This window comes from Streptomyces sp. NPDC054863, from assembly GCF_053610825.1.
On record NZ_JBSGZD010000210.1, the window covers coordinates 1 to 13,941 of the forward strand.

Annotated in this window: 10 protein-coding genes; 7 read left to right on the top strand and 3 right to left on the bottom strand. The window is 72.1% G+C overall.

The window, feature by feature from the left end; all coding sequences use genetic code 11:
- Positions 1 to 35: 35 nt before the first annotated feature.
- Positions 36 to 2,573: a helix-hairpin-helix domain-containing protein gene (locus ACWGIG_RS28165; protein WP_453324487.1), complete on the bottom strand. Its 2,538-nt coding sequence runs from the start codon at positions 2,571 to 2,573 to the stop codon at positions 36 to 38.
- The gene (locus ACWGIG_RS28170) at positions 2,570 to 3,553 is read right to left on the bottom strand and encodes an aldo/keto reductase (protein ID WP_453324488.1); all 984 of its coding nucleotides are present in this window, start codon (positions 3,551 to 3,553) and stop codon (positions 2,570 to 2,572) included. The genes ACWGIG_RS28165 and ACWGIG_RS28170 overlap by 4 nt, the downstream gene beginning before the upstream one ends.
- A gap of 129 nt (positions 3,554 to 3,682) precedes the next feature.
- On the opposite strand from ACWGIG_RS28170, the gene ACWGIG_RS28175 reads away from it, so the two are divergent.
- Both ACWGIG_RS28175 and ACWGIG_RS28180 read left to right on the top strand, forming a co-directional pair.
- The gene (locus ACWGIG_RS28175) at positions 3,683 to 4,732 is read left to right on the top strand and encodes an LLM class F420-dependent oxidoreductase (RefSeq protein ID WP_453324489.1); all 1,050 of its coding nucleotides are present in this window, start codon (positions 3,683 to 3,685) and stop codon (positions 4,730 to 4,732) included.
- A gap of 249 nt (positions 4,733 to 4,981) precedes the next feature.
- The gene (locus tag ACWGIG_RS28180; RefSeq protein ID WP_453324490.1) at positions 4,982 to 5,764 is read left to right on the top strand and encodes a ferritin-like domain-containing protein; all 783 of its coding nucleotides are present in this window, start codon (positions 4,982 to 4,984) and stop codon (positions 5,762 to 5,764) included.
- A gap of 27 nt (positions 5,765 to 5,791) precedes the next feature.
- Here the strand turns inward: ACWGIG_RS28180 and corA are convergent, their stop codons facing one another.
- On the bottom strand, positions 5,792 to 6,784 hold the full coding sequence (gene corA / locus ACWGIG_RS28185) for a magnesium/cobalt transporter CorA (RefSeq protein WP_453324491.1): 993 nt from the start codon (positions 6,782 to 6,784) through the stop codon (positions 5,792 to 5,794).
- 59 nt (positions 6,785 to 6,843) lie between these two features.
- Here corA and ACWGIG_RS28190 point away from each other — a divergent pair, with 59 nt between their 5' ends.
- The 5 genes from ACWGIG_RS28190 to ACWGIG_RS28210 all read left to right on the top strand — a co-directional run bounded on the left by ACWGIG_RS28190 (position 6,844) and on the right by ACWGIG_RS28210 (position 13,905).
- The gene (locus ACWGIG_RS28190; RefSeq protein WP_453324492.1) at positions 6,844 to 7,539 is read left to right on the top strand and encodes a histidine phosphatase family protein; all 696 of its coding nucleotides are present in this window, start codon (positions 6,844 to 6,846) and stop codon (positions 7,537 to 7,539) included.
- Positions 7,540 to 7,638: 99 nt separating this feature from the next.
- A complete protein-coding gene (locus ACWGIG_RS28195; protein ID WP_453324493.1) occupies positions 7,639 to 8,229 on the top strand; it encodes a DUF3090 domain-containing protein in 591 nt (196 codons plus the stop codon).
- Positions 8,193 to 9,044, top strand: coding sequence for an SCO1664 family protein (locus ACWGIG_RS28200; protein WP_453324494.1), 852 nt, complete (start codon positions 8,193 to 8,195; stop codon positions 9,042 to 9,044). Before ACWGIG_RS28195 ends, ACWGIG_RS28200 begins: the two co-directional genes overlap by 37 nt.
- 135 nt (positions 9,045 to 9,179) lie before the next feature.
- Positions 9,180 to 10,409, top strand: a complete 1,230-nt coding sequence (gene mshC / locus ACWGIG_RS28205) for a cysteine--1-D-myo-inosityl 2-amino-2-deoxy-alpha-D-glucopyranoside ligase (RefSeq protein ID WP_453324495.1) — start codon at positions 9,180 to 9,182, stop codon at positions 10,407 to 10,409.
- Between the two features lie 400 nt (positions 10,410 to 10,809).
- Entirely contained in the window at positions 10,810 to 13,905 is a 3,096-nt protein-coding gene (locus ACWGIG_RS28210; protein ID WP_453324496.1) for an NPCBM/NEW2 domain-containing protein, read from the top strand.
- The last annotated feature ends 36 nt before the right edge of the window (positions 13,906 to 13,941 follow it).

Sequence of the window (13,941 nt, forward strand, 5' to 3'; positions counted from 1 at the left end):
CCCGTACCCCCTCCGCCGTACGCCGTCCGGCTCCGCTAGGCCAGGGCCTCGACCGGCGCCGGGCGCAGCAGTTCCGCCAGCCTGGTCGTACGCGGCTGGGGCACCACCTCCGCCACCGCGTGCGCCAGCGCCTGGTCCACGCCGTGCACCACGGAAAGGTGCCGCTCGCCCCGGCCGAACGCGGTGTACACCCACGGGCGGCTCAGGGCCTGCGCCGCGTCGCCCGGCAGCACCACGACCACCGCGGGCCAGCGCATCCCGGCCGCCTGGTGCGCCGTCAGCGCCCACGCGTGCCGTACGGAAGCCTCGACCCGCTCCTTCGGTACGACGACGGGCACACCGGAGCAGTCCAGGTGCAGCCCCTCCGCATCGGCGCCCTTCACCGTGCCCGGCACGGTCCGGCCGGGGACCGGGACGTACGCGACCCGGTCGCCCGCGTCGAATCCGCCGAAGCGGCCGGGACCGGGGTTGAGACGCTGCTTGAGCGCCGCGTTCAGCGCCCGGGTGCCGGCCGAGCCGCCGTGGCCCGGGGTGATCACCTGGGTGTGCTCCGGCGGTACGCCGATGGCCCGGGGCACCGAGTCCGCGACGAGCTGGACCGTACGGTGCACGGCCTCGCCCGCGTCGCGCACCGGCACGATCACGACCTCCTTGCCGGGCGCCTCCACCTGGTTCAGCTCACCGATGCCGATGCCGGACACCAGCTCGCCGATCGGGCCGGGGTCGGGGGTCCGCGAAGCTACCTGCGGGCAGGCGCGGGCACCGAGCACATCCACGAAGACCTGCCCGGCACCGGCCGACGGCAGCACACCGGGGTCACCGCTCAGGACCAGCCGGGCCCCGTCGGGCAGCGCCTCGACGAGCACCGCGCCCGTCTCCACGTCCAGTTGGGGCGCGTCGAACACGACCAGCAGATCGAGGTCGAGGGCGCCGTCGGCGTCCCGCCCGGGACCCTCGGCGCCGGACAGCAGACCGGCGAGGGTGACGGCCCGGGCGCCGTCGGCGCCTGCCGGGTCCGCTGCCGTGCCTTCCGCGTCTTCCGCCGTGCCTGCCGCGTCCGCCGCGCCGCGGGTACGCAGCACCGCCGCCACCCGGTCCCGGCCGTCCGCACTGTGCGTGGCCGCGTACGCCCGCAGGCCGAGCCGGTGGGCGGCGGTCAGCAGGGCGGCGGGCTCGGCGCGGGACGCCTCGCCGCCGGTGTGGGCGACCAGGCCGTGGCCCGCCACCGCACGCACCAGGTCACCGGCGGAACCCGGGAGCTGCTCCCACTCGCCGGCTTCCTCCACGGGGGAGTTCACCAGTCGGGCGAGGCCTTCGGCGAGGCTCTCCTCCGCCATCGCATACCGGTCGAGGCCGAGCAGGGCGGGGGCGGGCTCCACCGGCTCCGCGTCCGCGCCCTCGTCGGCATCGGCATCGTCATGGGCATCGGCTTCCGGGTCCCCGGAAGCGTCCTCGGCCTCGAACTCCCCGTCGGACTCGGCCCCGTCCTGGAGAGCCAGAGCGACGCCCTCGGCGACCGCGTGCGCCACCGCCTCGGCAGGGTCCGGGACCCCGAATCCGGCGAGCGCCTTGCAGATCTGCTCCGTCGTGACGGCCGTGTGCCCCTTGAGGGCGGCCCGCTCCAGCAGCCAGTTCACGAGCGCGGCGGCCCGCCGTCCGTCGGCGGGACCGCACTCCGCGCCGAGCAGCGCGCGGGCGAACCCGTCGGCCTGCTCCGGCAGCGTCCCGGGGACGGACAGCAGCAGCCAGGGGTCCTCGCGCAGCGCCTGTGCGGCCCGGTCGCCGAGCGTCGCGGCGACCTCGGCGGCGAGCGCATCGGGGGCGCCGCCGGCGGTCAGTACGCCCCGTACGTCATGCATGGTCTCCGGTGCGACGACGGCACCTGCGGCGGGCGCGGCCGGTACCGGCACGGCCTGCGCGGGCACGGCGGGGGAGGTCTGGGCGGGGGCGGCGACCGGCGGGCCCTCGGCACGCGGCGACGCGGGCGCGGGCGCCGCGGCGAACGCGGCCGGCGGCTTCGCGCCACCCTCCACGGCTCGTACGGCAGCCATCAGGTCGGCGGCCGGACCGCTCAGCTTGGATCCGGCGGAAATGGCGGCCTTCTCGGCCTTGCGCTGCTCGATCTTCGCCCGGAACTCCCGCTGCGCGGCCAACTCGGCCTCGGCTTCGGAGAGTGGGGGGACGGCGGGGGTGGCGTCGGCGGCGTCCTGCGCGCTCGGGGCGTGCGTATCAGAGGTGTCCGTGCCCGGAGCTTCCGCTTCCGAGGTGTCCGCTCCTGGAGCTTCCGCTTCCGGGGCGTCCGCTTCCGCGGTGTCCGTGCTCGGGACTTCCGCTTCCGGGGTCTCCTCGCTCAGGGCTTCGTCGTCGGAGGTGCCCGCGTCGGTGCGCGTATCCGTGTCCGTATCCGTATCCGTGTGCGTGTCCATGGTCTCCACCGTCCCGGTGTCGTGCTGTGCGGCCTGCGCGTCCGGCGGCGCGGCGGCTGTGTCGTCGTCCGGTGTCCCGGCCGTCGTGGCGGCGGTCTCGGGGTCGGCCGGGGGGACGGGGGTCTCCCCCCGGGGGTGCGCGGTCACAGCGTGCTCCAGTCCTGGTCGGGATAGCGGTGCACGGGCGCGGACACGTCGTCCAGCGCTCGGCAGATCTCGTCAGGAAGACTAAGCGCCTCCACTGACAATGCCGCCGCGAGCTGCTGCGCGTTGCGCGCCCCCACGATCGGCGCGACCACTCCCGGCCGGTCCCGCACCCATGCGAGAGCCACCTGGAGCGTGGTCGTCGCCAGGCCGTCGGCGGCGGTCGCGACCGCGTCCACGATGCGCCCCGCCGCGTCGTCCAGGTACGGGGCGACGAAGGGGGACAGATGCTCGGACGCGCCGCGCGAGTCGGGCGGCGTGCTGTGCCGGTACTTCCCCGTCAGCACGCCCCGGCCGAGCGGGGAGGACGGCAGCAGCCCGATCCCGAGGTCCAGCGCGGCGGGCAGCACCTCGCGTTCCACACCCCGCTGGAGCAGGGAGTACTCCATCTGCGTGCTGGCCAGTCGGGTCCGGGTGCCGGGAGCGGCCAACTGCCAGGTGGCGGCCTTCGCGAGCTGCCAGCCGCAGAAGTTGGAGACCCCCGCATAGCGGGCCCGCCCGCTGGCCACCGCGATGTCGAGGGCCTGCAGCGTCTCGTCCAGCGGGGTGCCCGGGTCGAAGGCGTGCACCTGCCACACGTCGACGTAGTCCGTCCCGAGGCGTGCCAGCGAGGCGTCGAGGGCGGCCAGGAGGTGTCCGCGCGAGCAGTCGAAGCGGCGGTCCGGGTCCGGCACGCTGCCCGCCTTGGTGGCGATCACCAGGTCGCGGCGCGGTACGAGGGACTCCACGAGCTGCCCGAGCACGTACTCCGCGTCGCCGTCCCCGTACACGTCGGCGGTGTCGACGAGCGTGCCGCCCGCCTCCCAGAAGACCTTCAGCAGCTCGGCGGCGTCGTGCTCGCCGGTGTCCCGGCCCCAGGTGAGGGTGCCCAGCCCGATTCTGGATACGCGCAGGCCCGTGCGGCCGAGATGCCTCTGCTCCATGGCCGCGAGATTACTGGTCCGCACCCACACTCGAAGGAGGCCTGTGGACAACCCGCCGCTGACGAATCGGCTCCATGCGCGCTAGGCTCCGCCGCACCAGGACGTTACTGATCAGTAAGGGAGCGAAGCATGCAGCTCGGGATCAACCTCGGCTACTGGGGTGCGGGCATGGACGGCGACAACCTCGCCGTCGCCAAGGAAGCGGACCGGCTCGGCTACTCGGTCTGCTGGGCCGCGGAGGCCTACGGCTCGGACGCCCCCACCGTGCTCTCCTGGGTGGCCGCCCAGACCGAGCGCATCGACATCGGCTCCGCGATCATGCAGATCCCGGCCCGCCAGCCCGCCATGACGGCGATGACCGCCGCCACCCTCGACTCCCTCTCCGGCGGACGCTTCCGGCTGGGCCTCGGCGTCTCGGGCCCCCAGGTGTCCGAGGGCTGGTACGGCGTGAAGTTCGACAAGCCGCTCGCCCGCACCCGCGAGTACGTCGAGATCGTCCGCAAGGCCATGTCCCGCGAGCGGCTCTCCTACGAAGGACAGCACTGGACGCTGCCGCTGCCCGACGGCCCCGGCAAGCCCCTCAAGCTGACCGTGCACCCCGAGCGCGAGACCATCCCGCTCTACATCGCCGCCATCGGCCCCAAGAACCTGGAGCAGACCGGCGAGATCGCCGACGGCGCGCTGCTCATCTTCCCCTCCGCCGAACACCTTGAGGAGACGGCGATCGCCCCGCTGCGCGCGGGCCGCGAGAAGGCCGGGAAGACCATGGAGGGCTTCGACGTCTGCCCGACGCTGCCGCTCGCCGTCGGCGACGACGTCAACGCGCTGGCCGACATGTTCCGTCCGTACACCGCCCTGTACGTCGGCGGCATGGGCAGCCGCAAGCAGAACTTCTACAACAGCCTTGCCCAGCGCATGGGTTACGAGAAGGAAGCCGCCGAGATCCAGGACAAGTACCTGTCCGGCGACAAGAACGGCGCTGCCGCAGCAGTACCGCACCAGCTCATCGACCAGACGACGCTGCTCGGTCCGGTCGAGCGGATCGCCGAGCGGATGCAGGCGTACGCCGCCGCCGGAGTCACCACACTGACACTGGCCCCCGCAGGGTTCACGCTCGACGAGCGGATCACCGCACTGCGGGCGGGCACCGAGGCGCTGGAGTGCGCCGGACTGGCGTAGTTCGTACGGGAGTTGAAGTCTGCGGCCGTGGTGGGGGCTCGGGGGTCTTCCCCGCCACGGCCGTCACGCAGAACAACGCCTGAGACGCCAGAGGGTTACGCCCCGTTGAGGGATTGCCCGCTCCGCCATGCGGGCGACTTGTCCGTCGTACCTGTTGCCTCCCGGTCCGTACCGCACTTCACTCGATGCATCGAGCGCAGTTGAGTGCGTACGGACAGGCGCCCGGACGGGCACACGGAGGTGGCAGGAATGCTCTCTGCTCGGAGTCTCTTCCAGGAAATCCTCGACAACGACGAGACGTTCCAGCTGTTCTGCTCGGTCGCCGCCAGCGGCGAGGCACAGGGCGGCTGGGAGAACGGCCGGATCGCCGCCCTCGTCCCGGACACCATGCGCGACCTCGCACCGAAGATCACCCGGCACGGGGCCGACGAGGACAAACACGGCCGCCTCTTCCGGGCCCTGCTGCGCAAACGCGACCTCAAAGAGGTCGAGGTGCCCCTCGCGCTCGACTACACACTCCTCCTGGAACGCGCCGGCATCGGCCTCGCCCACAGCAAGCTGCGCGCCGACGAGCCCCTCACGGAGGAGGACATCCTCGTCTACCTCGCCCACAGCCGGGTCACCGAGCAGCGCGCCGCCGACCAGATGGACATGCTCGTCACCTACTTCGGCGACCACCCCGAGGCGGGCCGCCCGATCCGGATGATCTGCCACGACGAGGAGAACCACCTCGCCTACTGCCACGAGGAACTGCTCCGGCTCGCGGCCCTCGGCCACGGCCGCACCATCCAGCGCGTCCTGCGCGAGTGCGTGCGCGTGGAGATCCGCGTCTACCGGGACGTCAGCCTCGCCGTGATGGAGCGGATGGGCAGCATCCTGGGCTGGCCCGCGTACAAGTCCGCACTGCTCGCCGCGGGCATCCGCATGATGTACCTGTACGAACGGCTCGGCGGCCGGCGGAAGATGGTCACGCTGACGATGCCGGAGCGCAGGGGAGCGCTGAACGGACCCGCCGCCGAAGGAATGGCCTGAGGCCGCGCGGCGCCCGACCCGGCCGCCTCAGAGCCAGCCACGCCGCTTGAACAGCCGGTACAGGCTCACCTCGCACAACGCCATGAACACCAGCACCCCGTAGTACGCCCAACCCCACTTCAGCTCCGGCATGTGCTCGAAGTTCATGCCGTAGACGCCCGCGACCATCGTCGGCACCGCAGCCATCGCCGCCCACGCCGAGATCTTCCGCATGTCGTCGTTCTGCCGGACGCCCATCTGCGCGAGGTGCGCGGACAGGATGTCGGAGAGCAGCCGGTCCAGGCCTTCCACCTGCTCGTTGGCACGGGTCAGGTGGTCGCTGACGTCCCGGAAGAACGGCTGCGCGTGATCGTGCACGAAGGGCAGCCCCGGGCTGGACAGCCGCAGCATCGGCTGCGCAAGCGGCGCGCTCGCCCGGCGGAACTCCAGCACCTGCCGCTTGAACGTGTAGATCCGGCCCGCGGTGCCCTTGGTGTCACCGCCCTGCGGCGAGAACACCTCCGCCTCCAGCTCCTCCATGTCGGTCGCCAGCTCCGCCGCCACCTCCAGATAGTGGTCCACGACCGCGTCGCTCACCGCGTAGAGCACCGACGTCGGACCGTGCGCCAGCAACTGCGGATCGGACTCCAGCCGCTTGCGCACGGCCGCCAGCGGCGCGCCCTCACCGTGCCGGACGGTCACCACGAACGAGTCGCCGACGAAGACCATCAGCTCGCCGGAGGTCACCGTGTCGCTCTCCGGCTCGTACACGACCGGCTTCAACACGGCGAACAGGGAGTCCTCGTACACCTCCAGCTTCGGCCGCTGATGCGCCGACAGCGAGTCCTCCACGGCCAGCGGATGCAGCCCGAACTCGGCGGTGACCAGGGCGAACTCCTTCTCCGTCGGCTCGTGCAGCCCGATCCACAGGAAGCGGTCCTGAGCGGAACGCGCCTCTTCGAGCGCGTCGGAGAAGTCGGCAGGGCCCTCGGTGCGGCGGCCCTCGCGGTAGATGGCGCAGTCGACGATCACGGCGTGCATTCTCCCCGGTCACGGGGTGGGACACACCCGGGGGCACCCCTCCGCCTAGGCTGGGAGGCATGGCCACGCTGATCCTCGTACGGCACGGACGTTCCACCGCCAACACCGCCGGGCTGCTCGCGGGCCGGACGCCCGGCGTCACCCTCGACGAACGCGGCGCCGAGCAGGCCGCCGCGCTTCCCGGACGGCTCGCGGGACTGCCTCTTGAGGCGGTGGTGAGCAGCCCCCTGCAACGCTGCAGGGAAACGCTGCAACCACTGCTCGACGCACGCCCCGGCCTGCCGCTGCACACCGAGGAGCGGATCAACGAGTGCGACTACGGCGAGTGGTCCGGGCGCAAGCTCGGCGAACTCACCGACCACCCGCTGATGGAGGTCGTGCAACGGCACGCCTCCGCCGCGGCCTTCCCCGGCGGCGAGTCCCTGCGCGCCATGCAGGCGCGCGCGGTGGACGCCGTGCACGACTGGAACGCGAAGATCGACGCCGAGCACGGCGGCGACGCCCTCTACGTCATGTGCTCGCACGGCGACATCATCAAGTCCCTCGTCGCGGACGCCCTCGGCATGCATCTCGACCTCTTCCAGCGCATTCACGTGGACCCGTGTTCCCTGACGGTGATCCGCTACACCAGGCTGCGGCCCTTTCTCGTACGGCTCGGGGACACCGGTGACCTGTCGGGACTCGCCCCTCAGACGCTCCCGGACGGCAAGGGCGACGGGCAGGCGGCCGTGGGGGGCGGCGCCGGTGCGCCGTGACCGCCGAGTGCCGGGGCAACGTGATCGACGTGCACAGTAGGGTGGTCGCGCCGTAAACCATTGACCTGCCCCACCCCCCGAACCGATGGAGATCAGGACGTGTCCCGTCAGGTGTTCCTCTACGACCCGCCGGAGCGTTTCGTGGCCGGTACGGTCGGGCTGCCTGGCCGCCGTACCTTCTTCCTCCAGGCCTCGGCGGCCGGTCGCGTCACCAGCGTTTCCCTGGAGAAGACCCAGGTCGAAGCCCTGGCCGAGCGCATCGACGAACTGCTCGACGAGGTCGTGCGCCGCACCGGCGGCAACGCCCCCGTCCCGGCCGTCGCCCCCTCCGACGTGCACGACAGCGCCCCCCTGGACGCCCCCGTCGAGGAGGAGTTCCGGGTCGGCACCATGGCGCTCGCCTGGGACGGCGAGGACCAGCGCATGATCGTCGAGGCGCAGGCCCTGGTCGAGCTGGACGTCGACACCGACGAGGACCTCGCCGAGGCCGAGGAGCGGATGCTCCAGGACGAGGAGAACGGGCCGCCCATGCTGCGCGTGCGGCTCAGCGGCGCCCAGGCCAGGGCTTTTGCCAAGCGCGCCCTGGACGTCGTCAACGCGGGCCGCCCGCCGTGCCCGCTGTGCAGCCTGCCGCTCGACCCGGAGGGACACGTATGCCCGCGCCAGAACGGATACCGGCGGGGGCTGTGACCTCCCCGCTGGACGACTCCTCGGTGGATGTGCCGACCCTCCTCGCCAAGGGCGGGCTCAAGGTGCTCGGCCAGGTCCGGGAAGCCTCCAACGCGGTGCTCTACTGCGAGATCTCGTACGAGGGCGAGAGCGCCCGGTGCGTCTACAAGCCGGTCGCCGGGGAGCAGCCCCTGTGGGACTTCCCCGACGGCAACCTGGCACGCCGCGAGGTCGCCTCGTACGAGATCTCCGAGGCGACGGGATGGGGCCTGATCCCGCCGACGGTGCTGCGGGACGGCCCCTACGGCGAGGGCATGTGCCAGCTGTGGATCGAAGGGGACGCCGAGGAGGGCGGTGCCCTGCTCGCCCTCGTGGAGGACGAAGAACCCGGCGACGGCTGGAAACCGGTGGTCCTGGCCGAGGTCGCCGAGGGCCGCACCGCGCTGCTGGTGCACGCCGACGACGTCCGGCTGCGTCGGCTCGCCGTGCTCGACGCGGTGATCAACAACGGTGACCGCAAGGGCGGCCATCTGCTGCCCGCGGGCGACGGCCGCCTCTACGGCATCGACCACGGCGTCACCTTCCACGCCGACGACAAGCTGCGCACCCTGCTGTGGGGCTGGGCGGGAGAACCGCTGCCCGCGGAGGCCGTCGAGGTGCTGGAGCGGCTCGACACGGGCCTGCGCGACGGCACGCCGCTCGCCACCCGACTGGCCGAACTCGTCACCGCGGTGGAGCTGGACGCACTGCGGGCCCGGGTGGCGGCTCTGCGCACGGCGGGCGTGCACCCGGCGCCGAGCGGGGAGTGGCCGGCGATCCCGTGGCCGCCGGTCTGAGCGGTCCGACCGGCGGCCCGGTTGACCTGTTGTCCTGACATATGGGCTCTGGGCAAGGGGTCGACAAGACGGTGTAATCGGTCAAGATCTCGAACCGGGTCGTAAACGGAACCTGCGTCCGGTTACGCTCGTGGCATGCATGCCTGGCCCGCTTCTGAGGTCCCCGCCCTGCCTGGCAAGGGCCGCGACCTCCAGATCCACGACACCGCGACCAACGGGTTGATCACCCTCGACCCCGGTCCCGTCGCCCGTATCTACGTGTGCGGCATCACGCCGTACGACGCGACCCATATGGGGCACGCGGCGACCTACAACGCGTTCGACCTCGTACAGCGCGTGTGGCTCGACACCAAGAGGCAGGTCCACTACGTCCAGAACGTCACGGACGTCGACGACCCGCTCCTGGAGCGCGCGATCCGCGACGGCATCGACTGGACCGGCCTCGCCGAACGCGAGACCGCCCTCTTCCGTGAGGACATGACCGCCCTGCGGATGCTGCCCCCGCAGCAGTACGTGGGCGCCGTCGAGGCGATTCCCGGCATCGTGCCGCTCGTCGAGCGGCTGCGGGACTCGGGCGCCGCCTACGAACTGGACGGCGACATCTACTTCTCCGTCGAGGCCGACCCGCACTTCGGCGAGGTCTCCGGGCTCGACGCGGAAGCGATGCGGATCCTGTCCGCCGAGCGCGGCGGCGACCCCGAGCGCCCGGGGAAGAAGAACCCCCTCGACCCGATGCTGTGGATGGCGGCCCGCGAGGGCGAGCCCAGCTGGGACGGCGCGTCCCTGGGCGCCGGACGGCCCGGCTGGCACATCGAGTGCGTGGCCATCGCCCTGGAACACCTGGGCATGGGCTTCGACGTGCAGGGCGGCGGCTCCGACCTCGCCTTCCCGCACCACGAGATGGGCGCCTCGCACGCGCAGGCACTGACCGGTGAGCACCCCTTCGCGAAGGCGTACGTGCACGCGGGGATGGTCGGCCTGGACGGCGAGAAGATGTCGAAGTCGCGCGGGAATCTCGTGTTCGTCTCCGCGCTGCGCCGCGAGGGCGTCGACCCGGCGGCGATCCGGCTCGCGCTGCTCTCGCACCACTACCGCTCCGACTGGGAGTGGACCGACCAGGTCCTCGCGGACGCGGTCGCCCGCCTGGACCGGTGGCGCGCGGCGGTGTCGCGGCCGGACGGGCCGTCGGCGGACGCGGTCGTGGAGGAGATGCGGGTCGCGCTGGCCCATGACCTGGACGCACCGGCGGCGCTGCTCGCCGTGGACCGCTGGGCGGAACTGCAGGCTTCCGCCGGGGGTGCGGAAGAGGGTGCGCCGGGTGTGGTTTCGCGGGCGGTGGACGCGTTGCTGGGCGTCGCACTCTAGGGAGTGTGCGGTGGGGCGGTCGCGAGCGTGTGCGGCCGTGGAGGGGGCGTGCCGCAGTGTGGGGCCGCCCCCTTGCCCACCCGCCCCCAAGCTCTCAACTACGTTCGAGCAGGGGGGACCCCCGCCAAGCTCTCAACTACGTTCGAGCAGGGGGGACCCCCGCCAAGCTCTCCACTTCGTTCGAGCAGGGGGGACCCCACTGCCCCCGGGGGCGGCCCCGCTGCCCAAGGGGGCTGGGGGGCTCGGGGGCAGGCAGTGAGGGGCGCGGGGAACTGCGCGATCAGCCACGACGTACCCGCACGATGACCACCCGCCCCCCACCCCCTCCCACCGCGTAAGTCCACGTACGGTGCGCGTAAGTCCATGGTCCCGTCCGCCGCCCACGCGCTAGTACGGCGGAATGAGATCACCAACTCGCCTCAGAGCCGCGGCCGTTGCCGCCCTGCTCGGGCTGGCAGTCGGGTTCGCCGGGCCCGCCTCCGGCGCGGAGAGCGCCGGTGCCGCCGTCCCGGCCGGCACCACCGTCGGCAACCTCACCGGCTTCGAAGCCGGGCCCTCCGCCTCGTACAGCCTCCAGGCCGGTCCCGCCGCGGCCCGTGTCAGTTTCGTCTCCGAGGAGACGTTCCGGATCGAGCTCGCGCCGGACGGGAAGTTCACCGATCCGACGGGCAAGGACATCGTCCTGCCGCAGGACAACAAGCCCCCGAAGACCCGCTGGCGCGACAAGGGCGACCGCTACGAGCTGAGCACCGACAAGCTCACCCTGCGCGCCTACAAGGCCCCCCTCCGCTTCGCGCTCCACCGCGCCGACGGCACCCAGGTCTGGGCCGAGTCCCAGGGGCTGAGCTGGGGCAAGGGCGCGGACGGCAAGGACACGACGACACAGACCCTCGCGCCCCGCACCGACGAGCAGTTCTACGGCGCCGGCATGCAGAACGGCCGCGGCAACACCTCGCACCGCGGCAAGAAGGTCGAGGTCGGCGTCGACTACAACTGGAACGACGGCGGCCACCCCAACTCCGTGCCGTTCTACCTCTCCACGGCCGGCTACGGCGTCTACCGCAACACCTACGCGCCCAACACCTACGACTTCGGCTCGGCGGGCCCCGCCGTCACCACCGCCGCCAAGGAGCAGCGCTTCGACGCGTACTACTTCGCGGGGGAGGGCAAGGACGCGGCGAAGGACGTCATCGGGCAGTACACCAAGCTGACCGGCAAGCCCTTCCTGCCGCCGGTCTACGGCATGGAGATCGGCGACGCGGACTGCTACCTGCACAACGCCAACCGCGGTGAGCGCCGCACGCTCGCCGACTCCCTCAAGGTCGCCGACGGGTACGTCGAGAACGACATGCCCAACGGATGGATGCTCGTCAACGACGGCTACGGCTGCGGCTACGAGGACCTCGCCGAGACCGCGAAGGGGCTCCAGGACCGCAAGATGCAGCTCGGCCTGTGGACCGAGGACGGCATCGACAAGCTCGGCGAGCAGGTCAAGGCGGGACAGCGCGTCGCCAAGCTGGACGTCGCCTGGGTCGGCGACGGCTACAAGTTCGCCCTCGACGGCTGCAAGGACGCGTACAAGGGCATCGAGGCGAACAGCGACGCCCGCGGGTTCACCTGGGCCCCGGAGAGCTGGGCGGGCGCCCAGCGCTGCGGGGTGCAGTGGTCCGGCGACCAGTCGGGCAGCTGGGAATACATCCGCTGGCAGATCCCGACCTACGCCGGTTCGACGATGTCCGGGCTCGCCTACACCACCGGTGACGTCGACGGCATCTTCGGCGGCAGCGCCAAGACGTACACCCGCGACCTCCAGTGGAAGATGTTCCTCGGCACGACCATGACGATGGACGGCTGGGCCGCCAACGACAAGCAGCCCTTCCGCTACGGGGAGCCGTACACCTCCATCAACCGCGACTACCTCAAGCTGAAGGAGTCGCTGCTGCCCTACCAGTACTCGTACGCCCACGAGGCCACCAAGACCGGTGTCGGCATGGTGCGTCCGCTGGCGCTGGAGTACCCGGACGACCCGAAGGCCGGCACCGACGCCGCCAAGTACGAGTTCATGTCGGGCGAGGACTTCCTCGTCGCGCCCGTCTACCAGGACAGCGGCAAGCGGGACGGGATCTACCTCCCCAAGGGGACCTGGGTCGACTACTGGAGCGGTCGCCTCTACGAGGGGCCCACGACCGTCGACAACTACGGCGCCCCCCTCGACACCCTCCCGCTGTTCGTGAAGGCGGGCGCCAACGTGCCGATGTGGCCGGGCATCCGCTCGTACGCGGACCGGACCGCCGACTCTCCGCTCGCCTGGGACGTCTACCCGCAGGGCAAGTCGTCCTTCACCCTCTATGAGGACGACGGCGTGACCCGCCAGCACCGGACCGGGAAGTACGCCACCCAGCGCGCCGACGTCGAGGCCCCGCGCCGCGGCGAGGGCGATGTGAGCATCCGGATCGGCGCGAGCAAGGGCGACTTCAAGGGCAAGCAGACCAAGCGGCCCTACGCCTTCACCGTCCACACCCACTTGGCACCGGACGAGGTCGAGCTCGGCGGGCGCGCACTGCCGCAGCTGAAGAGCAGGGCCGCGTACGACAAGGCCGTGCAGGGCTGGTGGTACGACCGGGACGACCGCGGGGGAGTCGTCAAGGTGAAGACCGCACCGCTGCGCACGGACCGGGCCTTCGAGCTGGAACTGGAGGACACGAGCGCGGTGGGCGGCCCCGCGGCGGGCGCCGCTGTCGCCGTCACCGCCGCCCCCGGGCAGGAGCTGGGCGCGGGCGTCGCGGGGAAGGTCGCCGTCGACGTGACGGCGGGCAAGTACGACGCCACCGGTGCCGCCGTCTCGCTGGACGTGCCGGCGGGCTGGCAGGTCACCCCTGCCGACGTCGGCCGGATCCCGGCGGGCACGACGCACCGGGTCGACGTCTCCGTCACCCCGGCGAAGGACGCCAGGGCGGGCGACACCACGCTCACCGCGACCGCCCGCTACCGGGCGGCAGGCCAGGACCGCACCGCCGTACAGCGCTTCGGGGCGTCCGTGATGCCCCCGCCGCCGACGGCCGGCACCTGGGCGAGCGACATGGTGTGGCTGAAGTCCGCCAACGGCTACGGTCCGCCCGAACGCGACCGCAGCAACGGCGAGTCGGGCGCGGAGGACGGCAAGAAGCTCACCCTCGCCGGGAAGACGTACGACAAGGGCATCGGCACGCACGCCGACTCCGACATCGAGGTCTACACGGGCGGCCGGTGCACCGCGTTCACCGCCGACGCCGGCATCGACGACGAGATCAACGGCTACGGGGAAGTGGCCTTCTCCGTCGAGGCGGACGGCAAGGTGCTCTGGACCTCGCCCAAGGTGACGGGCGCCTCCGCGACCGTCCCGGTCGAGGTGTCGCTGGACGGTGCGCGGCACGTGCGCCTGAAGGTCACCGACACCAACGGGTCCAAGTCGGGCGACCACGCCGACTGGGCGGCGGCCCGCTTCAGCTGTTCCTGACACCCCGCCTGAGCATGGAGCGGCGCCGGGCGGGGG